Genomic DNA, 24,960 nt, shown 5'->3' with positions numbered 1-24,960 from the left:
TAAGATTGCTTAGATGAAGCAGAATGATTCAAGTTCGTTCAACTTTGTTCAAATACGACCGATTGTGATAAATGACGGAAAATAAAGATATTTATAGACTAGCCTGTTTACGTTTGATCGAACAGAAAATTGGATGGGGGGACAGCTCCCGTTGGTCTAATGCCGATTTTGACAAGCTAAGTGATTTAATATATGAGAAAACGAATGTATTGTTAAGTTCAAGTACATTAAAACGTGTTTGGGGCAGGATACGTTACGAGGGAAAACCTGCAATATCAACATTAGATACGCTTGTAAACTTTATTGACTATGAGAATTGGCGGACATTTGTGGTGCAATATGATGAACAAAGCAAGGAAGAGAAACCTGCGGTAACGCCACTTGAAAAGAAAAAAACGCTAAAGCTCAATTTAAGACTCACATTACCTTTATTAATTGTTTTCCTTGGTTTGTTGGTGGTTTTTTCATTTTTGAATAGAAAACAAGAGGAAAGGATTGCTTCCGCTCAATTATCCGAAAAAGATTTTTCTTTTAATAGCAAGCCCCTCACTAGAGGTATCCCGAATTCGGTAATTTTTACATATGATGCTTCGAAGTCTAGCATTGATTCAATCTTTATACAGCAAACCTGGGATGCAAATCGACGTATTCAGGTTCCCAGAAAAGGAAATACACACACCGCCGTTTACTACGAACCGGGCTATTATACAGCTAAGCTGAGTATAGGAAACCAAATTGTTAAGGAACATCCTTTGTTGATCGCTACGGATGGCTGGTTAGCTACAATTGATCGAAAACCCATACCAATTTATTTAAAAAAAGAATGGTACCTCAATAAAGATCAGTTAAGTGTAAAACCCACGCTCATTGAAGACTTCAAAGCAAGCTTATTACCTAATTCTCCGGTCATCAAATTTTTCAATGTAGGAAACTTTGAATCTCCTTCGGTTGGAGATTTTTCTTTTGAGGCAAAAGTTAAAAACACGTTTAATGAAGGTAGTTCTGCCTGTCAGTTTTCGCACATTTTCCTTATTACTGATGCGATGCCCATTGCTATTCCACTTTCTATAAGAGGCTGTATATCTGATTTGAATTTGATGACAGTGGATTCTGTGATTTCAGGTAAAAGTACAGATCTGTCCAAGTTTGCAGCTGATTTTTCCAATTGGGTAAACGTAAGCTGTAAATCAGACGGTAAGGTGTTACAGTTCTATATAAACAATGAAAAAGCTTTTGAAGCGCCCTTAATTTCCAAGGACGCAAAAATCGTTGGCATGGCTTATGTGTTCGCGGGGACTGGTTCGGTAAAAGGCATTCGATTGGCAAATTCGACTAAATTGCTCTACGAAGCCTTTTGATATAAAATTAAGCCTCCTTAAAATCTACAAACCTCCATCCATCTTCATCATCTTGTTGGTAAGAGACCTTGTATTTCTTTTTACCAATTTCAATCTCGAAAGAAAAAGGCTTACCCCTTGAAAGCTCAGGTTTGTGCTGATTAAGCCTGGCATCGGCAATTTCCTGAATTTGTTCTTTGTTATATACTTGATCCATATCCGTAGTAATTAATCGATATATAATGTTAAAACAATTTTCTACTTGTAATGTTGGCTCTTTTCGAAGAAAAGATAAAACATGGTTTCCTTTTTTCTGAAGTTTCGCTAATATCTTGAATAAGAGAAGCTGATAGGTTGCTTGAAATCCAAGTGTTATCGTAGGGTATTGAATAAATTTAATAACTTTTCAGCAATGAGCTGATTGCCATCATCGGAAGGATGTAAGCCATCATAGGTCATATTAATGGCTTGTATAGGGTATGGATACTCATCGCTGTCTGCATTAAAAGGAATATGGGTATAGTCAGGATAATTGAAATCTTTATATGCATTGGTAAGAGGGTCTCTTAATCTTTTATAATTGACCAAATTTGCTAAACCAAGTTGATCGTTATGAAATAAATCAATTACTTTAACCCCTTCTAGTTTACCAATTCTCCTAATAGCGTTAGCGAACTGTTCCAGCTGCTGCCCATTTTTTTCTTTGTAAGAACCCCATGCATTGTTATGCATATCGTTAATATAAACGAAATCTGTTCGCTGCATTGGCGTTATTAGAACAATGTCCGCCCTAGCGTTTAGCTGCCTGATTTTATTGATTATTGTTTTAAATGCGCCAAATACAGTTGCGTTCCCCGTGTTCTGTTGATAGTCCGTTAATGAACCCAGAGGAAGCCCCGCCCACCAATCATTCGTGCCTAAAAAAATTGTATAAATATCGGCCTTCACCAATCCCAGATTTTCAATCTCTTTAGCGATGCGTACGGCCGTCCATCCGTTATGGCCTTGATTCACATAACGGATAGACGGCTTCTTTTCGACGACACGTGTCATATATCCTTTATGAACACGATTACCTGTTTCGTCTAAATGATCATTTAAATAAGTGATGGAGTCACCTAAGGCTAACCATACGGTTTCTTTTTCTGTAAATGAACAATAGATCGTGAACGTTAGCAAAAGAGCTAAAAATCTTTTCATAGTATAATCGGATTGCTAATTTTTCGAATTATTTCGGTATTGGGCATAAGCAAGCCACCAATCTTCTAATGATCGAATAACGGGCATCAGTGTTTTTCCAAGATCTGTTAATTTATACTCAACTCGGGGAGGGGATTCAGCGTAAGCCTTTCTGCAAATAATACCGTCGCGTTCCAATTCACGTAGTTGCGCAGTTAATGTTGCCTGGGTAACATCTTCCATCTCTCGCCTCAATTCGCCAAATCTTTTTGGACAATCATTATAAATGGCGTTGATAAGTAACACCTTCCATTTTCCGCCAATTACTTTAAAGACATTTGTCACAGCACAGTTATTTTCTTTAAAAGCTGTTTTTTTCTCATTTTCAAGATGCTCATTATCAACAATAGTATTCTTTTCCATACCTAGTATCGTTTACCAAACTACTTGTGCAATTCATTGAAATCCCTCACTTTCGATTGCTAAAGATAAATAAATATGGGCAATCTATTGCGTTTGACGCGCAAATGGACGGCATAAAAAAACGATATGAATAGAACGATTAATAAATGGCTTCTCCTTTTCATTGTTTCATCAGCGATTTTTTTATCAGTCATTGATCTTTTTATTGTCAATGTAGCTTTACCTTCTATAAAAGAAGGTATTAAGGGATCAGATGGAGATATTCAGTTGGTAATCGTGCTATATGTCATCGGTTATGCGGCCTTTTTAGTTATGGGGGGGAGGGCTGGTGATCATTTTGGAAAAAGGCGTGTTTTCATTTCCGGCATCTTAATTTTTACGCTTGCCTCTTGTACAGGTGGATTTGCCCAAAACGCTTGGCAATTAAATATAAGCCGATTGGCGCAAGGAGTAAGTGCCGCTTTCATGGTCCCACAGGGAGTTGCCTTTATTCCGATAATTTTCCCGGAACCCAAGGAGAGAGAAAAGGCGTTGGGTATTTATGGAAGTATTGCTGGTACAGCGTCCGTTATCGGCCAATTTTTAGGAGGTATATTACCGGATACGCATTTACTGATTGCTGGTTGGCGACTTATATTTCTGATTAACCTTCCTGTTGGACTTGTTGCTGCTTTTTTAGCATATCGCTTTTTGAATGATGATAAGCGTGACAGAAGAGCGAAAAAGAAAGGCTCCCCGCAATCGTTGACACAAGACGATAATTTTCAAATACCCGAGAAACCTTTTTTTAATATTTGGGGTGTTTTGCTTCTTATGCTGACATTAATTGCATTCATCTATCCGCTCATTCAAGGACGGGAGTTAAACTGGCCTGGTTGGAGCATTCTTTTATTGCTTTCATCGATACCACTTCTCTTTGCTTTTATCTACAATCAGCAGAAATGTTTACGATTGAAGAAAGAACCACTTATAAACTTCAGCCTTTTTAACAATAGGTATTTTGTTATTGGTTTGTTGGCGGCTGTTTTTTATTATATGGTTCAGGATTCCTATTTTTTAATCAATGCCATGCATCTTCAAAACGGGCTCCATATTAGTTCTTCTACTACCGGGATTTATTTCGTTTTTCAAGGTTTAGGTTATGTTGTGGCGTCTTTTCTTTCGATTAAATTAGTTTTACGTTTTGGTAAATGGGTGTTGATAACTGGTGTCTTTTTCATGATAACTTCTCTTTTATTACATCTTCTTGTTCTGCAGGGCGATCCACAAATAACGATGGTTCTGCCGGTACTATTCGTTTATGGCATGGGATGCGGCTCTGTGCTTCCCACCATGTTTACCATGTCACTTAAGAACATTGCACCTCAATTGGCGGGTTCGGCATCTGGATTGTATTTAACCATTCAACAAGTTTCAATTGCACTAGGTGTAGGTATTATTGGTGGGATTTTTTTTAATTTGTTAGGTAGCGATGCCGCATCACCATATGATGCCTATCGAATAGCTACAATGGCTAATATCGGTCTGTTGGTATTTGTTGCTTTGATCTGTTTTTTGTTTCCATCGCATCGATCAACTGATCAGTGATTGACAATATCGTAGCGTTTTAACGGATTGTCATCTCTGTTTGTCTGAAAGAAGTATTTTGAGGGTTATTTAATAATAAAAATCTTTTTTTCAGGAAGGCTGATAGCGATCTTTTTACCAAGCCAGTCGATGCTGGTCTTTCCTTCATAAATTAAACCTTCTACAAAAACAACTTTAGGATTTTGGATTTGAACAGCATTCTCTGTTGTTTTAATGGAAGCGATCGAACCTTTATAAAACCGATTACTTTTAAGCGAATCGAATTCACTTTTTTTGATGAATGAATTAAATTGGCCTGTATCTAAATCAAGTGTTTTCATAAATTTTGAATGGATCCAAAATGATCGGCTGCCAGCACCTGCATCTAATGCAACTTGAATAGTGGTTTTATTGTTGAGCGTTACATAAGTAAAAATATCTAAAGCCTTTTCGGCATAATCTGCTATCTGAATGTCGATATATTTCTTCTTGTCCTTACTGTTTATTTCATTTAATGTAATGATTTTATTTTCGTAATCGATCGTAATCGGTGTGTGCTGAAAAGCCTGGAGAGAAAGTAAACCGTCAATTCCTTCTAGATTGATATCAAATGTGCTGTAAACTTGATTTTGGAAGTGTTTATCACCGATCTTTAAGTCTTTTGCATAATAAATAGGAGTCGTAATCGCCTCGCCGGTTGCTCGATGTGCCACAAAAAAGTTATCTGATTCTTTTACGTGCAGTTTTTGAGCGAAATCTTTGAAGAATAAATTAAGTCCTGCCCCTGTGTCGAAGATAAAATTTCCTTGAATACCGTTCACTGCTGCCTTGATTACAATGTGTCCCGATGGAGTAAGTGTAAATGGAATAGGATCATGCGCTTTCGATTCAGCAACGAACGCATTGAAAATAAAGAAAAAAATAAAAGCTTTCTTCATAGCTGAATTCAACTGTTCTTTTAAGAAAATCACACTCTTTGAGCTCATTAACCATCCTGATATGTTAATCAATTGATCTCCTGCTTTTTTGATCAAACATAGTAAAAAGCCATCGGATATACAATTTACCGTTTACTGGTTTGACTGAAAAGACAGGTCAATCAAAATCAATATACATGGACTGAAAATTGATTGTCATTTTGTTGAACCTGCCAATTATGTCTTGACCTATGTTACCATAAAAATGCTTGTCAAAATCGCCAAGAGACTCTGTTAATATGGCGAAATTGCTGAGCGTTGTTTTTTTATGATTGATAATAAAAGTTGATGGTGCCATTTTATAAGCGTTGACTTTATGTGTCCCGCCTGCACCGGCTCTACGGATACTATCAACTCTTCCTTCTTGTTCCACCCTTGATTTGTTTGCCTCGTAATACTTCTTGAAAAGCTCTGTTTCGAGTGCCCCTGTATCGAAACGGCAAAGCAATGTATCGTTATCGATTTTTAACTGGATAATAGGTGTTAGCCCGTCCAAAACCAGATTTTGATCAACATTATTAGCAATTTGCTCGGGTATATGAAATAAACCGTCTCGAGTAATCTGTACTTCCTTTAATTGGTTCATGACAGGAAATCCAATGATGCCATGAATGGCATAATCAAGTTGAGGAAATTGCAGGTTTTCATCGGGAAGAACGAGAAAAACCACATTTTTTAATGCTGTTTTATCAATAAAAACAATTGGAGCAACGGCAAGTGTCGCTTCATTTTGTATTGAGGTACTGCTGCTTAAATTGATACGCGTTGGCAGGATCTTCATGTTTAGCTTTTTCGCGTAGCTCAAGCTGATAGTGGATAGGTTGGCACCTGTATCAAATACAAAATCATTCGTTTCTTTTCCGATACGAACCGGGATATTCATTAAGCCAATTTTATCTCTTGTCCATTTTACGGAGCTTTGTATACGATTCGTTTGTTGAGGAGCTACATTTTCCAGTGCTCGCCAAAGCTTTGTTGAATTTCTGATATCCGCAATTTCGGTAGCATCTAAGAACGAGCTATAAGATGAAAGAATATAATCGCCCATCCTTGCTGCCATACTGTAATTGTCTAATTTAACAGCGTTGTCCATTTGAACTTTTAATAACTGTAGTGTCGTTTGACCTTTCAGCTTGCTTCCATTTAATAATCTTTCAATTTTTTTAGTGGATTCTGCACATCGATTTGAAGCATTGTCGATTAAGGCACCGTAATACATGTCATCGAACTCGGAGAGGATATTCTTTTGTTGTTTATAGGCTGCCTCCAATTTAAAGAACTCTTTTTCTTGAAGATATTTGTTGAGCATCTTAATGCCTGTCTGTTTTTGTGCAAGTGAGCTGCTAATGCTGATGAAAATTAAAATAAAGAGGGTCGATGTTTTCATTATCCGGAACCTATTAAACTTTGTTGTTTGAAGACGTGAAAACTTATTAAAAGGTTGCATGGACGCTTTCGCAATCAATTATAACAATGATTTGTTAACATAAAAACATCAAAGAATTCACAATAGGAGAATAGTTTTGTCGGATACTGTACCGTAAAACTATTTGAGATGAAACAGCTCTTCCTTGTATTATTTATTCTTTTAATGGCTAAACTGCCGCTTTTTTCACAAACAACCCAAGCCTCGATTTCAGGTAAAATAACCGATGCTGAAAATAAGCCTATACCTGGTGCCTCGGTTCAGATACGAAACGGATCCACCGGTTTTAACACGAAGAGTTCTACCAATTCAAATGGAGAATTTACTTTTAAAGAATTGCCTTTGGGTGGACCGTATACGGTTAAGGTTTTATTTATAGGTTATGGTGAACAGGTAAGAACAGGTTATATGCTGAATCAAGGAGATGTAGTAAGGGTGGATGTAAGTATGCGTGAATCTTCCCAAGATCTCGATGCGGTGGAAGTTACCGCCAATAGCCTCATCAATAAAGTCGAAAACCTTGGTGCCGCAACCGCCGTATCTGCAAAGGACGTTACTAGACTTCCGGTAAATGGGCGCAATTTTACATCCCTAATGGATTTGTCGCCTTTAAGTAATGGGGATAAGATCTCTGGTCAATTGGGCTCATCGACTAATTTTACAATTGATGGAATGACAGCAAAGAACCCTACTTCGGCTGGGTCAACGACGAGCCGCAGCGGAGCTCCCTATTCTATTTCTATTGAAGCTGTACGTGAATTTAAAGTCGTTACCAACCAATATGACGTTACCTATGGAAGAAGTGGCGGTGGAACTGTAAGCGCTGTAACGAAATCAGGTACAAACACGGTGAGTGGAAGTGCATGGACCTATGCCCGGGCAGATTGGTTGTCCAGTCCGTATGATATTCGTGGTAATAAACGCAATAATGATTTTTCGACCTACCAATATGGGTTTACTTTGGGCGGCCCCATTATAAAGGATAAATTGCATTTTTTTGTAGCATGGGATCACCAACGCGATGCCCGCCCACTAATTATTGCGGATATTCAATCACCTACCGATGAAAGTCGTTTTAACATCACTAGAGAAACTCTGGATGATTTTGTTGATATTGGACGTGCAAAATACGGTCTAGGTAGTGGTCCCCAGTATGGGTCTTTTGATAAAAAAAGAGGGTCTGATGCGGCTTTCGCTCGTATAGACTGGCAAATTAACGAGAAAAATTTATTGACTATTCGGGATAACTATACAAATGATAGAAACAAATTAGGTTTGGCAGATAATACAACCATTAATTTGTATGAATCCTACGGAAACGACAAAAATATAGACAACAGCTTCTTAGCTACCTTGCGGACATCGATCAGTCCTCGGTTAACAAATGAGTTAAAGGTACAACACCTCTACACTTATCAAAAAAGTAGTCCCGGTGATCAATTACCCGAGCAGAATATCCCGAGAGCGATTGTTGAAAATGTTGCTTCAACAATTGACGGCGCAAATAGAGCAACAAATATTCAGTTAGGTGGTCACCGGTTTGCCCAAGAAAGTTTTAAAAATAATGTGCTTCAATTAGTGAACAACCTATACTATAACACAGATAAAATCAACTACACTTTTGGGGTCGATGTCATGTATACGCATGCCAATTCTTTATATGGTAGTGAGGTAAATGGCCGTTTTCAATTTAGACCCAGCGAGGTAAATAGTCAAACAATCACTGCTTTACAAAATTTCGATAATTTAAGTCCCTACGCATTTTATCGAGAAGTACCTTTGGTTGCTGATCCAACTGTCAAAGCGAATATCTTAAATGCCGGTATTTATGGACAAATGCAAACCAAACTGGCTAAAGGTCTAGATATGACGGCTGGTTTGCGTTTAGATTATGGGCATTATCCTAAATCACCACTTAATGAACTTTTGTATGATGAGTTGGGGGTTCGTACCGATAACTCCCTTCAATCCTTTGTAGTACAACCGCGCTTTCAATTTACCTGGGATGTAAATGAGCGACATACCGATTATCTTCGTTTAGGTGCAGGTGTCTTTGCTTCTGACATTAATAATTACATGACCATCAATAACCTAACCTTCGATGGACGACACTTTGCTACGGTGGATGTTCGCGGTGCAGATGTGCCGCCCGTCGATTTTATATCTTATCGGAATAATCCTTCAGCGATACCTACCTTGCCCGAATTTCAAGTACCAACCATTAATACGTATGGTCCGGACGCAAAGATCCCGATCGTATACAAAGGAAATATATCATATACCCGATTTATAAATGATAAAATTAAAATAGGAGTTACCGGTTTCGCTACCTTGGGAAGAAATAATTACATGTATGTCGACCGTAATATGAGTGAAGAACCGTTCTTTAGGCTCAGTAATGAAGACAATAGAGGCGTATATGTACCGGTAGAAGCGATTCAAAATGGTGCGGCCGACTGGAAAGAGGGACGTATCAGCAGGCGTTTCGGTCGTGTATTGGAGCTTAATAGTGAAGGAAAAATCAATCAATTTGCGGTGGTTGTTGATGGAACATATCGGTATTTCAAAGACGGTGAAATATCGGTTAGTTATACTTGGAACGATACGAAAGACAACACTTCCTTTAATGGTAACGTAGCTAATACCGCAACCTTGTCATTACCTGTTAAAGATGATCCACGTGATTTGAGTAAAATGAGTTATTCCGATAACCAATTTAGGCATAAACTAGTTATTTATGGGACTTTGCCGACCTTTTACGGCATTAGTGTTGGCGTACGCTACTCAGGTATTGGTGGTACTAGGTATAGCCTGCTTTCCGGAGGAAATACGAATGGTGATTTTGTGTCCGGAAACAATGACCTGGCATTTATCTTTGACCCTAATAATGCGAGTACACCGTCGAATCTTCAGACAGGTTTACAAGCATTGCTCGATAACCCGGATGCTAGTCAAAGCTTGAAAGATTATATTACTAAATATGCGGGACGAATAGCCGAAAGGAATGGCGGTGTGAATGGATTTTATGGGGTGATTGATTTACGGGTTACAAAGAAGTTTTTCTTGTATAAAACGCATGCACTAGAGTTGTCTTGTGATATTTTCAATGTTGCCAATTTATTTAAGAAAACTTGGGGAGTTAATGAATCATTAGGTAATCAAGCATTATACGCACTCGGTGTTCCTGAAACCGAAACTTCAGCTGCTCTGCCGCAATTCGATACAAATAGACAGCAGTTCAACTACCGAGTGAATAATTCCGGTATTGTGAATCCATCCGGCAACCCCTATCAATTTCAATTAGGGTTACGCTATGGATTTTGATTTTTGATGCATCTTATGCATTCAAACAGCAACTTCCTGCTGAGGCTCGAATGACAGAACGTTTCGATACATTTTACAAAGGCCACACTATAAAGTGATGGCTTTTTTTATTTACCTTTGTGGCAAAATAAGAGTCTAAATAATTAAAAATGGATGCGTTTTTTAAGATGACCAACGCATCATTGAACGAAAACATGAGTTATAACGCAATTAAAAAAGTATTCGATATCGGCGACGGCCGCCAGATCGAAATTGAGACCGGTAAGCTGGCGAAACAGGCTGACGGTTCTGTCGTGGTTAAAATGGGCAATACAATGCTTTTAGCAACTGTAGTATCCGCCCAAGAGGCAAAGCCTGGGACTGATTTTTTACCACTTTCCGTTGATTATCAAGAAAAATATGCGTCAACTGGTCGTATTCCGGGTGGATTTTTGCGAAGAGAGGCCCGTTTGTCTGACTATGAAATTCTAATTTCACGTTTGGTTGACCGAGCCCTCCGTCCTTTATTTCCAGATGACTATCATGCAGATACACAAGTGATGATAACGCTTATATCTGCTGATAAAGATATTATGCCGGATGCATTGGCCGGATTAGCAGCATCAGCAGCGTTAGCGGTTTCGGACATCCCTTTTAATGGACCGATTTCGGAAGTTCGTGTAGCGAAAATTGATGGTAAGCTAGTAATTAATCCTTTGCTAAGTGAATTGGGGAAAGCTTCCCTTGAATTTATTGTTGCCGGTTCGGCTAATGATATTGTGATGGTAGAAGGAGAGTCTAAAGAAATCTCTGAGGAAGAAATGGTGGAAGCTATTGCTTTTGCACATGAGGCGATCAAAGTGCAGGTGCAGGCACAAATTGAATTGGCGGAGATGGTAGGCAGTCAGGAGAAGCGGGTTTATAATCATGAACCTAGTAATCCTGAATTAAAAGAACGTGTTTATACAGCCACCTATGACAGCGTTTATGCTGTTGCAAAGTCCGGTTTATCAAAAAAGGAACGGTCAGCTAAATTTGCCGATATTGCCGAGGCATTTGCCCTTACTTTAGGGGAAGACGTAGATGAAGAAACGGTATTCTTAGCGAAGAAATATTTTCATGACGTACAGTACGATGCAGTGCGGAACCTTATTCTGAATGAAGGGATACGTCTTGATGGGCGTGATGTGCGTACGGTAAGACCTATATGGAGCGAGGTTGACTATTTACCTGCTGCACATGGATCAGCAATCTTCACCAGAGGAGAAACGCAATCGCTTACATCGGTTACTTTGGGAGCAAAGGAGGATGAACAAATGATCGATGGTGCCTTTATTAATGGTTATAGCCGATTTATCTTGCATTATAATTTTCCTGGATTCTCCACAGGTGAGGTAAGACCAAATCGTGGTCCTGGCCGCCGCGAGGTGGGACATGGTAACCTAGCAATGCGTTCCTTGAAACAAGTATTACCTGGGCAAGAAGAAAACCCTTATACGATACGTGTTGTATCTGATATTTTAGAATCAAATGGTTCTTCCTCGATGGCTACCGTTTGTGCGGGAACATTGGCATTAATGGATGCGGGTGTGAAAATTACAGCACCGGTATCGGGAATTGCAATGGGACTTATCACAGACGAAAAAACAGGTAAATATGCTGTATTAAGCGATATTCTAGGTGATGAGGATCACTTGGGTGATATGGATTTTAAGGTTACCGGTACAAGTAAAGGAATCGTGGCTTGTCAAATGGACTTGAAAATCAATGGATTGAGATGGGAAGTTTTAAAAGAAGCGTTGTATCAGGCTAAGGAGTCGCGTTTACATATTTTAGATGAAATGCTTAAAACGATTCAGGCGCCTCGCGAAGATTTTAAATCACATGCACCACGTATTGTAAGCTTAACCATCGATAAAGAATTTATTGGTGCTATTATTGGCCCTGGAGGTAAAATTATCCAAGAAATGCAACGGGAAACCGGAACAACCATCTCAATCGAGGAGATTGAAGGTAAAGGTATCGTGCAAGTGTTTGCTGATAATAAAACGTCTATCGATGATGCGGTAAGACGTATTAAAGCTATTGCAGCAAAACCTGAAGTTGGAGAAATCTACGAGGGAAAAGTGAAATCGATTATGCCTTTCGGTGCTTTTGTTGAGATCTTGCCGGGTAAGGATGGTTTGCTTCATATTTCCGAGATTGATTGGAAACGCTACGAAACGATGGACGGAATTTTCCAGGTAGGCGAAATTGTTAAGGTTAAACTGTTGGATATTGACAAACAAGGTAAATTAAAGCTTTCCAGGAAAGCACTTTTACCTCGTCCAGAGAAAAAACAGGAACCTGAAAATAAACAAGAACAATAGTTAAATATCGGAAGCCATTGCTTTTGCATTTCCGCAATTAGCGATGGCTTTTGCTTTTCGGTCATTTTCATTCTTACAAAAAAGATTTTACCAATGAGTCATTTAGTAGCCCCCTCGATTTTATCTGCTGATTTCGCAAATCTTCAACGTGATATTGAAATGCTTAATAAAAGCGAGGCCGACTGGATCCATGTTGATATTATGGATGGTTTATTTGTCCCGAATATTTCTTTTGGTTTTCCGGTTGTGAAAGCTGTGAAACAGCATGCAACTAAACCGTTGGATGTACATTTAATGATTGTTGACCCAGATCGATACTTAAATGAATTTAAGGAAGTAGGAGCAAACAATATATCGGTCCATTTTGAAGCCTGTATCCATTTGCATCGTACGATACAGAAAATTAAGGAACTGGGTTGTAAGGCAGGTATAGCTATTAATCCACATACACCTATTGCTCATTTAAATGATATTGTCGAAGACATTGATTTGGTATGTATGATGTCGGTAAATCCAGGGTTCGGTGGTCAGAAATTTATTGAAAGTACTTACCGTCGCATTCACGAGCTTCGTTTACTTGCGCAGACTAGAAATCCGAATCTGTTAATAGAAATTGATGGGGGTGTAAACCACGAAAACTCACTTCCTTTATTGCAAGCTGGGGCTGATGTGTTGGTAGCAGGAAACGCTGTTTTTGCAGCTGCTGATCAAACAGCCGCTATTAAAGAATTGAAGGACGTCTCTCCAACAACCAAAATGGTGTAAGAGCAGGTTCAAAAAAAAGAAAAAGGGAGCTTTTGCTCCCTTTTTCTTTTTTTTGAACTTTTTACAAAATTTAATTTTGTTATCTATTCAAGTCAATGAAAAGATTGTCATTATTTTGACAATAAAACCTTAAAAACTTTGAGTTTTTTTTATAAAAAGTTTACATTTGTCAAATAAAAATAATTTTATCGCTATACCAAGTATAAAAGCTATTTAAAGTGAAATTGTTAATTTAATGCTCATTTTTTAAATCTATAGAAAGAATAATGAAACACAATTTTGGTGCGGGGCCGTGCATACTTCCTCCAGAGGTTTTTAGAGAAGCTTCTCAAGCTGTAATTGATTTTAATAATTCCGGTTTATCCATTTTAGAAATTTCCCATCGTTCTAAAGCCTTCGAAGCTGTTATAGAAGAAACTGAAGCATTGGTCAGGGATTTATTAGCTGTTCCTGATGGATATTCTGTATTGTTTTTGCAGGGCGGGGCTAGTCAGCAATTTGCAATGGTCCCCATGAATTTACTCCCTCAAGCTGGAAAAGCGGCCTATTTGGACTCTGGGACCTGGGCATCAAAAGCCTATAAGGAAGCGCAAAAAATCGGAACAATTCAGGTAGTAGCATCTTCCAAGGAGGCAAATTATACCTATATTCCGAAAGAGTATACCGTGCCAGCTGACGCGGCTTATTTTCATTATACTTCCAACAACACAATTTACGGAACGGAGTTGTTTGAAACGCCTCAATCACCTATACCTCTTGTATGTGATATGTCTTCCGATATTTTAAGCCGTAGAATCAATGTGGCTGACTATGGGTTAATCTATGCAGGAGCACAGAAAAATATGGGACCTGCAGGACTAACACTGGTTATTGTGAAGAATGATATCTTAGGGAAGACAGGGAAAGATATTCCGTCGATATTTGATTATCGTAAACATGCAGAGGCCGGTTCTATGTATAATACGCCTCCGGTTTATGCTGTTTATGTCTCTCTATTGAATTTGCGATGGTTGAAAGCTAAAGGCGGTGTAGAGGAAATCGAGCGTGAGAATATAATAAAAGCACGTACATTGTATGATGAAATCGATCGTAACCCATTGTTTAAAGGAACGGCGAAATTGGAAGATCGCTCTAGAATGAATGTTACTTTTGTTATGGAAAACGCAGATTTGGAAAAATCATTCCTGGCGCTAACTGAAGAACGTGGACTGGTTGGACTCAAAGGACATAGAAGTGTAGGCGGTTTCCGCGCATCGATTTACAATGCATTGACCATTACCAGTATTAATACATTGGTTGATCTGATGCAAGAATTTGCTGAGAAAAATGCCTAGCAAAGCAAATCCTTATTGCAAAGATGAATAGTATATATAGGTGATTTTCCTTTTTGTTGATTCATATTGGCAATCGGGATTTGTATGAATTTTTTAAAGATAGAATACATAATATGAAATTATTAGCGAACGATGGTATAGATCCATTGGGAAAAGAATTGTTAGAGAAGGCTGGATTTACCGTTGATATCAACCACATCCCTCAGGATGAGCTGGCTGTGAAATTGCAAGCTTATGATGCCATAACGGTTAGAAGTGCTACAAAAGTTAGAAAAGATTTGATTGATGCTTGCCCTAATTTAAGATTGATTGGTCGGGGAGGAGTGGGCATGGATAATATTGATGTTGAATATGCTCGATCAAAAGGAATTGCTGTTGTCAATACACCCGCCGCTTCTTCTCAGTCGGTGGCGGAACTTGTTTTTGCGCATCTTTATAACGGTGTTCGATTTCTGTATGATGCCAACCGCAAAATGCCTGTAGAAGGAGATACTAACTTTGCCGGTTTAAAAAAGGCCTATGCAAAGGGAATTGAATTAAAGGGTAAAACCTTAGGGGTGATTGGTTTTGGGCGTATTGGCCAAGAAACTGCAAAAGTAGCTTTAGGCGTTGGCATGAATGTGATTGCCAGTGATTTTGTGTCTATACCTAAAACATTAACGTTAAGCTTATCGGGCGGTGTCTCTGTTGATGTGCCGATAACGCAGGTAAGTACTGATGAACTGATCAAACAAGCTGATTTTATCAGTTTGCACGTACCTTTCTTAGATAAACCCGTACTCGGTAAGGAAGAATTTGGCTTAATGAAAAAGGGCGTTGGTGTTGTTAATGCTTCCAGGGGTGGTACGATTGATGAATTGGCTTTAATTGAAGCTTTAAATAATGGAACGGTTTCTTTTGCAGGGCTGGATGTATTTGATAGCGAACCAACACCAAGAAAGGAAATATTGACTCATCCAAAAGTTTCGTTAACGCCGCATATTGGTGCTGCAACAAATGAAGCGCAAGAAAGGATAGGAGAAGAGCTAGCTAATATTATTATTGAATATTTTAAAGGATAGTTTAAACAACCATTCATTCTTAATTATGAGAAGGGAAACATGTTGGTTTCCCTTTTTTTGTTTGAGCAAGCTCACAAAAGGGATTACCTCGCTGTACTCGGTGACCCCGGGGGGAGGGGCTTCAACGCAAAATCACCACTCGCTGCGCTCTTACTTTTGTTGTTTTGATCCTTTTGTTTGAGCAAGCTCACAAAAGCCTATAAACAACAAAACCCGACTAGGTCGGGTTGATTTTGCTTTGGCGGAAAGTGAGGGATTCGAACCCCCGGTCCTGTTACAGACAACGGTTTTCAAGACCGCCGCATTCGACCACTCTGCCAACTTTCCGCGACAAAAGTACAAACTCCGGTCGTTTTAACAAATTTAATTTCACCTTTTTTTGCCCGTGTAAAGTAACTCCTTCATTTCTTGTAAATTAATTTTATGTAAACATAGTATGTCTAGAAACTAAACCGTCCTTCCCATTTCTTTTCATAAAAATACCCCCAGAAAGTGTTTAACTTTCTGGGGGTATTTTTATAAAGCCCCTTTTTCTTTTAAATGACAACTAGCGTTCTCTACTGAGCAAACTTTCTGCAAATTCGATTAAGGGCCGCTTCTTTTCTGAAGGGAGTGCTATAGCCTCCAAAGCCTGATAAGCCTGATCTGCAAAATTCATCTTTTTCTGATGAGCCAGTTTCTCAATACCAAGCTGATTATATATAGCCGTTATACGGCCTATTTTTTGTTGTGGATCAAAATCTTCTGTTTCAATCCAATGAATTAGCTCTTGTTTGTCCAGTCCCTCCGCTAATTGTAAAGCATTAATGAGTAAATAGGTTTTTTTGTTTTCAATGATATCACCGCCAACTTGTTTCCCAAATTTGGTTGGATCACCATAAACATCCAATATATCGTCTTGAAGTTGAAACGCGATTCCCATATTAACGCCAAAAGCATATATATTTTCTCGATCCTGTTTGTTTACCTGCCCAAAAATAGCACCCATCTCTAAAGCAGCGCCTAATAATACGGACGTTTTTAGGCGAATCATGTAGAGATATTCTTCTTCGCTTACCGCCAGTAATTTTTCGAAATCCATGTCCAATTGTTGTCCTTCACACACCTCCTGAGCCATTTTATTAAAAACATTCAGTAATGCTGGAAGTAATTCAGGGTTGCACTCGCCAAGTAATTGATAAGCTGTAATCAATGTTGCATCCCCGGATAAGATGGCCGTGTTAATATCCCATTTTTTGTGAATGGTTTCTCGCCCACGTCTTAACGGAGCTTCATCCATGATATCGTCGTGTATCAAGGTGAAGTTATGGAAAAGTTCAACGGCTAAAGCAGCAGGAAGACTTGCCTTTACGGGTGCTCCAAATAAATCAGCGGCCAATAAAGTAAGTACGGGGCGTAAACGTTTACCGCCAATTTCCAAAAAATATTTGATCGGCTTGTATAGTGTGTCCGGATTGCTAGGGAAATTTCTTTCAATTAAGGCTTCGCCAATAATAGTCTGTAACGCGGCTATCGAATGCATGGCACGAAGATAGAAAAATTAGTTTATATCCCCTTCTATGAACAGGTGTGTTCGTAATAAGAAGGATGCCTTTCGTTAATTTTTGAAAAACATGTTTGCTTTCTATTTGTGAAAAGTAAACATACGGTAAAAAGAAAGGAACATAAAAATGTTCCTTTTAAGGGTCAGATTTCGGCTTAACTCATAAGTGTAAAGTCAATTTGCCGTTTTGCTAAATTAACCGTCTTCACTTTTATCTGCACCTCATCACCTAATTGATAACGTTTCTTTTTACGTTGGCCGATGATGGCATAGTTCTTTTCGTCAAGCGAATAAAAATCGTCTGTAATATCCCTTAGGCGTACCATTCCTTCGCATTTATTTTCTTCGATTTCTACATACATTCCCCATTCTGTCACGCCTGATATGATGCCCGAATAGACAGTACCGATTTGATTCTGCAAGAATTCTGCCTGTTTATATTTTACGGAAGTTCGCTCTGCATCTGCTGCCTTCTTTTCCATTTGGGAAGCATGTACACACATCTTTTCGTACATCTCTTCATTTATCGACTTTCCTCCCGCTAAGTAATGTTCTAATAAACGATGTACCATAACATCAGGATAACGCCTTATTGGCGAAGTAAAATGGGTGTAGTAGTCAAAGGCAAGGCCATAATGGCTATGTTTTTTTGTTGTATAAATAGCTTTTGCCATTGATCGTATGGCTAAAGTAGTCAGAACATTTTGTTCTTTTGTGCCTTCAACATCGTGCATTAATGCATTAAGTGATTTTGCAATCTCCTTTTCCGTTTTGGTATTGACCCGATATCCAAAGCGAGCGGCAAACTGTGCAAAAGATGCTAAACTCTCTTCATTGGGGGCATCATGGCTTCTATAAACAAAAGGCAATTTATTCTTTCCCTTCCCTTGTTTACCGATAAATTCTGCCACTTTTCTATTTGCAAGTAACATAAAATCCTCGATTAATTTATGAGCATCTTTTCGTTCTTTGGTATAAACACCTATTGGCTTTCCATTTTCATCAAGTTTAAATTTAACTTCAGTAGATTCAAAATTGATCGCTCCCTGTTTAAATTTACGATCGCGGAGAATATGTGCGAGCTTGTTCAGTGTTAAAAGCTCTTCACTAAACGGGCCTTCCTTATTCTCCAGAATTTCTTGCGCTTCTTCATAGGTAAAGCGTCTATCTGAATGGATGATCGTTTTTCCAAACCATTGCTCTTTGACCTGTGCCTGCGTGTCGATGATAAATACAGCGGAAAAACAAAGTTTATCTTCATTAGGCCTTAATGAGCATAAGTTATTAGACAACCTTTCGGGCAACATAGGAATGACACGGTCTACTAGATAAACGGAGGTCCCTCGTTCAAAGGCCTCTTTGTCTAAGGCGCTATCCGGTTGGACATAGTGTGTAACGTCGGCAATGTGAATACCAACCTCGTAATTGCCGTCTGCCATTGTACGAAAAGATAAGGCATCATCAAAATCCTTGGCATCGGCTGGGTCAATAGTAAATGTTAAAATGTCCCGAAAATCTTTCCTTTTACTAATTTCGGCTTCACTGATCGATTCTACGATTCGATCTGCTTCCTGTTCTACAACAGCCGGAAATGCTAAAGGGAAACCAAAATCTGCTAAGATAGCATTCATTTCGGTATTATTTTCCCCTTGTTTTCCCAGTACATGTTTGATGCGACCGACAGGGTTTTTACTACCAGTTGGCCAATCGGTTATTGTAACAACAACTTTATCTTGGTCCTTCGCTCCATTTAAATCCTCTAGCGGAATGTAGATGTCGTGAAGCATTTTTCTATCATCTGCGATTAAGAAAGCAAAACGCTTGGACAAGCTAAGTATGCCGGTAAAATCGCTTCTAAAACGTTGAATGATTTCTACAACTTCTCCTTCTTTTTTACGACCTCTGCTTTTTTCATAAACATAAACTTTTACAGTATCACCATGCAATGCATTCCGAAGCTTTCTAGGAGCCACAAAAATATCGTCTTCAAATTCGTCTTCGGTAACAATGTATGCGGAACCATCTGCTGTCATATCTACTTTGCCTACAACGAAGGTATGCAATTCACGTAACGTAAATTTACCTGCTTCGACTTCCTTAAATAAACCGGATTTAGATTTTGATTCTTCTTGGAGGATAGATAATATCGTACTCTTTGATGTAGGGTCTGCAATATTGAGCTTAGCAGATACCTGTTTATAATTTAAGGCCTTATTCCCCGATCTTTCGAATACATCGGCGATCAGTTGAGAAAGTACCTGTTTAATTGCGGTTGCTTTTTTTGTAGACATAAATTAGCTTTTAAATAGAATTGCCCCCAGCTAAAATAATTAAGTATTGATCGATAACATAACATTGGGAACTACTTGATAGTTCTCGCATATTAAATTTAAGCGATGGAAGCTTCTCTTAAAGTTTTACATTTATTGCATATACCTATGGCGTTAACCGAAACCTGGTCGATTGTAAAGCCTGATGGCGTACTAATGTTCGGTAGTTTAATTTCTTCTAAACAGTACACGCTATTGCAATTCGAACAGGTGAAATGTACGTGCTCATCATGATGCTCATGACTTTTACATTGTGTTGAGCAGAGTGCATAAGTGGCCGTTCCGTGTAAATCGAAAATTTTATGAATAATACCTTTTTCTTCAAAGGCGCTCAATACACGATAAAGGGTAACCCGATCAATATCATCTCCAATTGATCTTTCTAAATCCGGTTGAGACGTTGCTGTATCTTTGTTGAAAATCTTTTCCAATACCGTTAACCTTGGATGGGTAACTTTTAGATCATGTTTCCGCAAGATATTCTCGAATGTCCTAATTTTCTCTTCTCTCATCACTGTTTGTATTGAATAATAAAAAGCAATACTTATTTAGTTTTTAGGCCTACTTCACTTCGTTTTCTAAAAATGAGATACAAACCAATAGCCACAAAAGGTAGACTTAACAGTTGTCCCATATTGAGCGCCATGCTGTTTTCAAAAGCTTCTTGATTCTCTTTAACGAATTCAACGATAAAACGGAGTCCGAAAACCATAACCATAAAACATCCAAATAAGAAAGCGGGCTTAAGATGTTTCCCTTGCTTATACAAGTTTAGCAATAAAATAAATATTATTAAATAACCTATTGCCTCATAAAGCTGCGCAGGGTGTCGCGGAATGGCATCGATCTGCGAAAAAACAACAGACCAAGGAAGGTCACTCGGTTTTCCGATAATTTCAGAGTTAAAAAAATTACCTGTTCGAATAAAAGCGCCCGATAAAGCGGCAACAATTACTAAACGATCTGCTACCCACCAGAAGTTTATTTTTGTTTTACGACAATAAAGCAATAAGGCTATGATTATACCGATAGCTCCACCATGACTGGCTAAACCTTGGAAACCGGTAAAGGTGATATGTCCATTTACATTTCTAATCGGTAATATCATTTCCAATAGATGGTTCTTGTAATAATCAAATTCATAAAATAAACAGTGCCCGAGCCGAGCACCCAATACCGTCCCTATAAATACGTAAATGGTAAGCTGATCTAATAGTTCTTGTGGCTTTCCTTCCTTTTTGAAAATCCTTAGCAGGATAACATAGCTTAAAAAGAATGCCAACATGAAGCATAATGTATAATAACGGAGCCCGAACCCACCGATACGGAAAATCTCCGGCTCGATGTTCCAATGTATGCTTGATAAAAAACCGAACATGGATATTTGTGCGTTTATGTGATGTACAAACATAGATAAAATTGTTCAATATGCAACCTTGTATCTTTGCTTGATAATAATAAAATAGCAGAAAAAACACCTATTGATTGATTGAAGCTGCTTTATTGATGCTTATGTATTGTTTTTATAAAACTTTGTTTTTTGAATTTTTATTTGGATAAAATAAAAAATATGTTGTGATTATTTTGCTTATCTTGCGGTCTCTTTTAAATTAAACCTTCATGACTTAAAATAACTGAATTATGAGAGATCTGCTGATTCGCTTTGAAAATAGGCAACCCGAAATCGTTTTTGAATGGAAAGATACAGAAACCGATGCCATCGGATGGGTAGTGATCAATTCTCTGAGAGGGGGTGCGGCTGGAGGTGGAACCCGAATGCGGAAAGGGTTAGATCGTCACGAAGTGGAATCGTTAGCAAAAACCATGGAAGTTAAATTTACAGTTTCGGGCCCGCCAATCGGAGGTGCTAAGTCAGGAATCAATTTCGATCCCGCTGACCCGCGGAAAATGGAAGTGTTGGAAAGGTGGTTTAAAGTGGTCACCCCTTTATTAAAGAATTATTATGGTACAGGAGGGGATTTAAATATCGATGAGATTAACGAAGTAATCCCCTTGACTGAAAATTATGGTTTGTGGCACCCGCAGGAAGGGGTGCTAAATGGACATTTTAATGTTAGAGAAAACGCAAGAATCCACCAAATAGGTCAGCTACGATATGGTGTTTCAAAAGTATTGGAAGATCTGAAATATACTCCGGATCTCCGAAAGAAATATAGAGTAGCGGATATGATTACAGGCTTTGGTGTAGCAGAGTCTATTAAGCACTATTATCACTTGATAGGGAGCGACTGTAAAGGAAAACGAGCCATTGTGCAGGGTTGGGGAAATGTTGCTGCTTCGACAGGCTATTATTTGTCAAAGCTAGGGGTTAAAATTGTAGGAATTGTAGATAGAGTGGGTGGTTTGATGAAAGCTGCCGGCTTTGATCTTCATGAAATCACAAAGCTTCTCACAGATAAAGAGAGGAATACACTAAAAAGTGGGCACTTATTATCTTTTGAAAAAGCAAATGAGGAAATCTGGCACACCGACGCGGAAATTTTTATTCCTGCTGCCGCTTCTCGATTGGTTTCTAAAGAACATGTCGTCCAATTAATGAATCACGGGTTGGAAGTCATTGCGTCAGGAGCTAATGTACCTTTTGCAGATCGCGAAATATTTTACGGTCCTGTGATGGAATTTGCGGATGCACAAGTTGCAGTGATTCCCGATTTTATCGCTAATTGTGGTATGGCGCGTGTTTTTGCTTATTTAATGCAACCGAATGTCGAGATTAGCGATGATGCTATTTTCTCAGATACGTCCCATGTCATACGTAAAGCATTGGAAGCGGTGTTTTTATCTTCTCCTGCAAAGACAAATTTATCTTCGAGAGCTTACGAAATCGCCCTAAATCAATTGATATAAATATAAAAAGAACCGGAAATTTAATTACTCGCTGCCCGACGCGATAGGCAACGAGTATAAGTGTGCTCTTTCCAGTTAGAAATTTGGTTTAAGTAAATACTTGTCGTAAAATTTGAATATGTGACCAGCGGCTTCTTCTGCAGTGTCCACAAGACGATATAGGTTAAGGTCCTCCGGACTGATTTTTCCCTCTTCAAGCATCCTATCTTTTACCCAGTCGAATAAACCCCCATAATATGATTTGCCGACTAAAACGATCGGGAAACGGGCAATTTTACCTGTTTGTATTAAGGTGATCGCCTCAAATAACTCGTCCATGGTACCGAAGCCTCCGGGTAGCACAATATAACCTTGCGAATATTTCATGAACATGACTTTTCTTACAAAAAAATAATTGAATTCCAGTAGTTTATCCCGATCTATGTACCTGTTGTGGAATTGTTCAAATGGAAGTTCAATGTTCAATCCTACAGATTTACCACCAGCTTCATAGGCCCCTTTATTGGCAGCTTCCATAATACCCGGACCACCGCCGGAGATGACACCATAACCTCTCTCCGTCAACAAGCGCGCACACTCTTCAGCAATTTTGTAGTCATTATGATCCCTTGAGGTTCGAGCAGATCCGAAGATCGAAACACAGGGACCTATTTTTGCTAATTTTTCGAAACCTTCTACAAACTCAGCCATGATCTTAAAGATCTGCCAAGAATCTTTTACCTTAATTTCTTGCCAGGTTTTATTCTCAAATGCTTTTCTTATCTTGTCTTCACTTGATATCATATCAATCTATTATTTCAATTATAAATGGTTTCTCTGCATGCCAGAAACTGTTTTTTGCTAATGTAATGAAATTTTTTACCTTTTTATCTATGAACTTTTCTGTCAGTTTTCGCTTACCTTTGTGCTATGAACTTTTCTTCTAAGCTATTAGAGAACGCGGTTAATGAATTCAGTCGCTTGCCCGGTATAGGGCAAAAAACAGCTTTGCGTCTGGTATTACATCTGTTGAATCAGCCCGCCAGTGATGTCACCAAGTTTAGTGATGCTTTAGTTAAGTTAAAATCGGATATATGCTATTGCACTGTCTGTCATAATATTGCCGATGAGCTAATCTGTGAAATTTGTGCGGCACCGAAAAGAGATAAAGGACTGATCTGCATCGTTGAAGATACGCGAGATGTTATGGCAATCGAAAATACGAATCAATTTAGTGGTGTATATCACGTTTTGGGAGGATTGATTTCGCCAATGGATGGAGTTGGACCTTCTGATCTAAATATTGATAGTTTAATAAATAGGCTACGTGAAAACGATGTTCAAGAAATCATTCTAGCACTTAGTGCCACGATGGAAGGAGATACAACGATTTTCTATCTCTATAAAAAACTAAAGGATTTTAATGTCCAAATCAGTACAATTGCTCGAGGAATATCTTTTGGGGGTGAATTGGAATATGTGGACGAAGTAACACTGGGAAGATCCATTGCAACACGCGTACCTTACGAACGGAGTATTGCTTAGAATTTGCGATTAGACTGTTTTCCTCAGACGGTCTATGCCATACAACAACGATTTATGACGAATAAAACGATTATTATAACAGGTGCCTCATCTGGTATTGGACTGGCCTTAGCCAGCGAAATGGCAAAAAGGGGAGCGAACTTGGTGTTGGCTGCCCGAAAATATGTTACTTTATGCCAAATAGCGGAAGAGCTCAAAAAGGAATTTAATATTCAGGTAGTAGCTGTTCAGTGCGATGTATCTCGTGAAGAAGATTGTAAACAACTCGTTGCGCAGACCTTACTAACTTTTAAAAAAATAGATGTTCTTATCAATAATGCAGGTTTAAGCATGCGAGCCTTATTTAATGAGCTCGATTTGTCAGTGCTTCATAACTTAATGAATGTGAACTTCTGGGGAACTGTGTATTGTACGAAATATGCTTTGCCCGCTTTACTCGAGTCCAGAGGTTCGGTTGTGAGTGTATCTTCAATCGCAGGCTATCGCGGTTTACCTGGACGTACGGGATATTCAGCGTCTAAATTTGCTATGAATGGTTTCATGGAATCGCTGCGCGTGGAAAATTTGAAAACGGGTTTGCATGTAATGGTTGCCTGTCCAGGTTTTACAGCTTCTAACATCCGAAATACGGCGCTCAATAAAAATGGGATACAATTCGGGGAAACCAGCATGGAAGAAGAAAAAATGATGACCGCTGAGGAAGTTGCACGACGTATTGTTGTGGGGCTTGTCGCAAAGAAACGTACGTTAATTATGACTACACAAGGAAAGCTTGCGGTGTGGATGAATAAATTTTTTCCATCTTGGGTAGATAAAAAAGTTTTTTCTCTTTTTGCAAGAGAGAAAAATCCTTTGATAAAAGCTTAGCAACAATCGTTTATTACCAAAAATATTTGCAAATATTAATCTAATTAGTCATATTTGCTCTATAAAGTATGAAGATAACATTTGCTCA

The 24,960-nt window shown here is 38.6% G+C and carries 20 protein-coding genes and 1 tRNA gene; 10 read left to right on the top strand and 11 right to left on the bottom strand.

All coding sequences use genetic code 11. The features are described from left to right. The first annotated feature begins 71 nt into the window (after nt 1-71). Nucleotides 72-1,358, top strand: a complete 1,287-nt coding sequence (locus RYH73_RS12415; RefSeq protein ID WP_335313753.1) for a hypothetical protein — start codon at nt 72-74, stop codon at nt 1,356-1,358. A 7-nt stretch (nt 1,359-1,365) separates the two neighbouring features. On the opposite strand, the gene RYH73_RS12410 is transcribed toward RYH73_RS12415, so the two are convergent. From RYH73_RS12410 to RYH73_RS12400, 3 genes are all read right to left on the bottom strand, one after another. Next, nucleotides 1,366-1,554 carry a hypothetical protein gene (locus RYH73_RS12410; RefSeq protein ID WP_335313752.1) on the bottom strand — a complete coding sequence of 63 codons (189 nt, stop codon included), beginning with the start codon at nt 1,552-1,554 and terminating at the stop codon, nt 1,366-1,368. 155 nt (nt 1,555-1,709) lie between these two features. Next, the gene (locus RYH73_RS12405) at nt 1,710-2,537 is read right to left on the bottom strand and encodes an SGNH/GDSL hydrolase family protein (protein ID WP_335313751.1); all 828 of its coding nucleotides are present in this window, start codon (nt 2,535-2,537) and stop codon (nt 1,710-1,712) included. A 15-nt stretch (nt 2,538-2,552) separates the two neighbouring features. Further along, nucleotides 2,553-2,939: a winged helix-turn-helix transcriptional regulator gene (locus RYH73_RS12400; RefSeq protein WP_335313750.1), complete on the bottom strand. Its 387-nt coding sequence runs from the start codon at nt 2,937-2,939 to the stop codon at nt 2,553-2,555. A 126-nt stretch (nt 2,940-3,065) separates the two neighbouring features. Here RYH73_RS12400 and RYH73_RS12395 point away from each other — a divergent pair, with 126 nt between their 5' ends. Continuing rightward, nucleotides 3,066-4,526 (top strand): MFS transporter, encoded by a 1,461-nt coding sequence (locus RYH73_RS12395; RefSeq protein ID WP_335313749.1) that lies wholly within the window; start codon nt 3,066-3,068, stop codon nt 4,524-4,526. 65 nt (nt 4,527-4,591) lie between these two features. On the opposite strand, the gene RYH73_RS12390 is transcribed toward RYH73_RS12395, so the two are convergent. After that, the gene (locus tag RYH73_RS12390; protein ID WP_335313748.1) at nt 4,592-5,491 is read right to left on the bottom strand and encodes a retropepsin-like aspartic protease; all 900 of its coding nucleotides are present in this window, start codon (nt 5,489-5,491) and stop codon (nt 4,592-4,594) included. A 109-nt stretch (nt 5,492-5,600) separates the two neighbouring features. Further along, the gene (locus RYH73_RS12385; protein WP_335313747.1) at nt 5,601-6,869 is read right to left on the bottom strand and encodes a retropepsin-like aspartic protease; all 1,269 of its coding nucleotides are present in this window, start codon (nt 6,867-6,869) and stop codon (nt 5,601-5,603) included. Nucleotides 6,870-7,037: 168 nt separating this feature from the next. Here RYH73_RS12385 and RYH73_RS12380 point away from each other — a divergent pair, with 168 nt between their 5' ends. The 5 genes from RYH73_RS12380 (at nt 7,038) to RYH73_RS12360 (ending at nt 15,740) form a co-directional block, all read left to right on the top strand. Continuing rightward, on the top strand, nt 7,038-10,232 hold the full coding sequence (locus RYH73_RS12380; protein ID WP_335313746.1) for a TonB-dependent receptor: 3,195 nt from the start codon (nt 7,038-7,040) through the stop codon (nt 10,230-10,232). A 194-nt stretch (nt 10,233-10,426) separates the two neighbouring features. Then, entirely contained in the window at nt 10,427-12,580 is a 2,154-nt protein-coding gene (pnp, locus tag RYH73_RS12375; RefSeq protein WP_335314114.1) for a polyribonucleotide nucleotidyltransferase, read from the top strand. A gap of 93 nt (nt 12,581-12,673) precedes the next feature. Next, a complete protein-coding gene (gene rpe / locus RYH73_RS12370) occupies nt 12,674-13,345 on the top strand; it encodes a ribulose-phosphate 3-epimerase (RefSeq protein ID WP_335313745.1) in 672 nt (223 codons plus the stop codon). A 266-nt stretch (nt 13,346-13,611) separates the two neighbouring features. Then, entirely contained in the window at nt 13,612-14,679 is a 1,068-nt protein-coding gene (serC, locus tag RYH73_RS12365) for a 3-phosphoserine/phosphohydroxythreonine transaminase (protein ID WP_335313744.1), read from the top strand. A gap of 113 nt (nt 14,680-14,792) precedes the next feature. After that, complete coding sequence (locus RYH73_RS12360) at nt 14,793-15,740, top strand: D-2-hydroxyacid dehydrogenase (RefSeq protein WP_335313743.1); 948 nt, start codon at nt 14,793-14,795, stop codon at nt 15,738-15,740. 239 nt (nt 15,741-15,979) lie between these two features. Here the strand turns inward: RYH73_RS12360 and RYH73_RS12355 are convergent. From RYH73_RS12355 to lgt, 5 genes are all read right to left on the bottom strand, one after another. Continuing rightward, nucleotides 15,980-16,067: transfer RNA gene (locus tag RYH73_RS12355), tRNA-Ser, on the bottom strand. Nucleotides 16,068-16,287: 220 nt separating this feature from the next. Further along, nucleotides 16,288-17,262, bottom strand: a complete 975-nt coding sequence (locus tag RYH73_RS12350) for a polyprenyl synthetase family protein (RefSeq protein WP_335313742.1) — start codon at nt 17,260-17,262, stop codon at nt 16,288-16,290. Between the two features lie 176 nt (nt 17,263-17,438). Next, nucleotides 17,439-19,574 (bottom strand): ribonuclease R, encoded by a 2,136-nt coding sequence (gene rnr, locus RYH73_RS12345; RefSeq protein ID WP_335313741.1) that lies wholly within the window; start codon nt 19,572-19,574, stop codon nt 17,439-17,441. A 98-nt stretch (nt 19,575-19,672) separates the two neighbouring features. Further along, a complete protein-coding gene (locus RYH73_RS12340; RefSeq protein WP_335313740.1) occupies nt 19,673-20,125 on the bottom strand; it encodes a Fur family transcriptional regulator in 453 nt (150 codons plus the stop codon). A gap of 32 nt (nt 20,126-20,157) precedes the next feature. Continuing rightward, nucleotides 20,158-21,024, bottom strand: coding sequence for a prolipoprotein diacylglyceryl transferase (lgt, locus tag RYH73_RS12335; protein ID WP_335313739.1), 867 nt, complete (start codon nt 21,022-21,024; stop codon nt 20,158-20,160). Between the two features lie 230 nt (nt 21,025-21,254). Between lgt and RYH73_RS12330 the strand changes: the two genes are divergently transcribed. After that, nucleotides 21,255-22,481: a Glu/Leu/Phe/Val dehydrogenase dimerization domain-containing protein gene (locus tag RYH73_RS12330; protein WP_335313738.1), complete on the top strand. Its 1,227-nt coding sequence runs from the start codon at nt 21,255-21,257 to the stop codon at nt 22,479-22,481. A 75-nt stretch (nt 22,482-22,556) separates the two neighbouring features. On the opposite strand, the gene RYH73_RS12325 is transcribed toward RYH73_RS12330, so the two are convergent. Next, nucleotides 22,557-23,261, bottom strand: coding sequence for a TIGR00730 family Rossman fold protein (locus tag RYH73_RS12325; protein ID WP_335314113.1), 705 nt, complete (start codon nt 23,259-23,261; stop codon nt 22,557-22,559). A gap of 129 nt (nt 23,262-23,390) precedes the next feature. Here RYH73_RS12325 and recR point away from each other — a divergent pair, with 129 nt between their 5' ends. Then, nucleotides 23,391-24,005, top strand: coding sequence for a recombination mediator RecR (gene recR, locus RYH73_RS12320; protein ID WP_335313737.1), 615 nt, complete (start codon nt 23,391-23,393; stop codon nt 24,003-24,005). Between the two features lie 54 nt (nt 24,006-24,059). After that, the gene (locus RYH73_RS12315) at nt 24,060-24,872 is read left to right on the top strand and encodes an SDR family oxidoreductase (protein WP_335313736.1); all 813 of its coding nucleotides are present in this window, start codon (nt 24,060-24,062) and stop codon (nt 24,870-24,872) included. Nucleotides 24,873-24,960: the final 88 nt, after the last annotated feature.

The sequence above is a fragment of the Olivibacter sp. CPCC 100613 genome (assembly GCF_036959255.1).
Lineage (GTDB): Bacteria > Bacteroidota > Bacteroidia > Sphingobacteriales > Sphingobacteriaceae > Olivibacter.
Note: the sequence above shows the minus strand (reverse complement) of the source record. Positions and strands in the feature narration are given on the sequence as shown.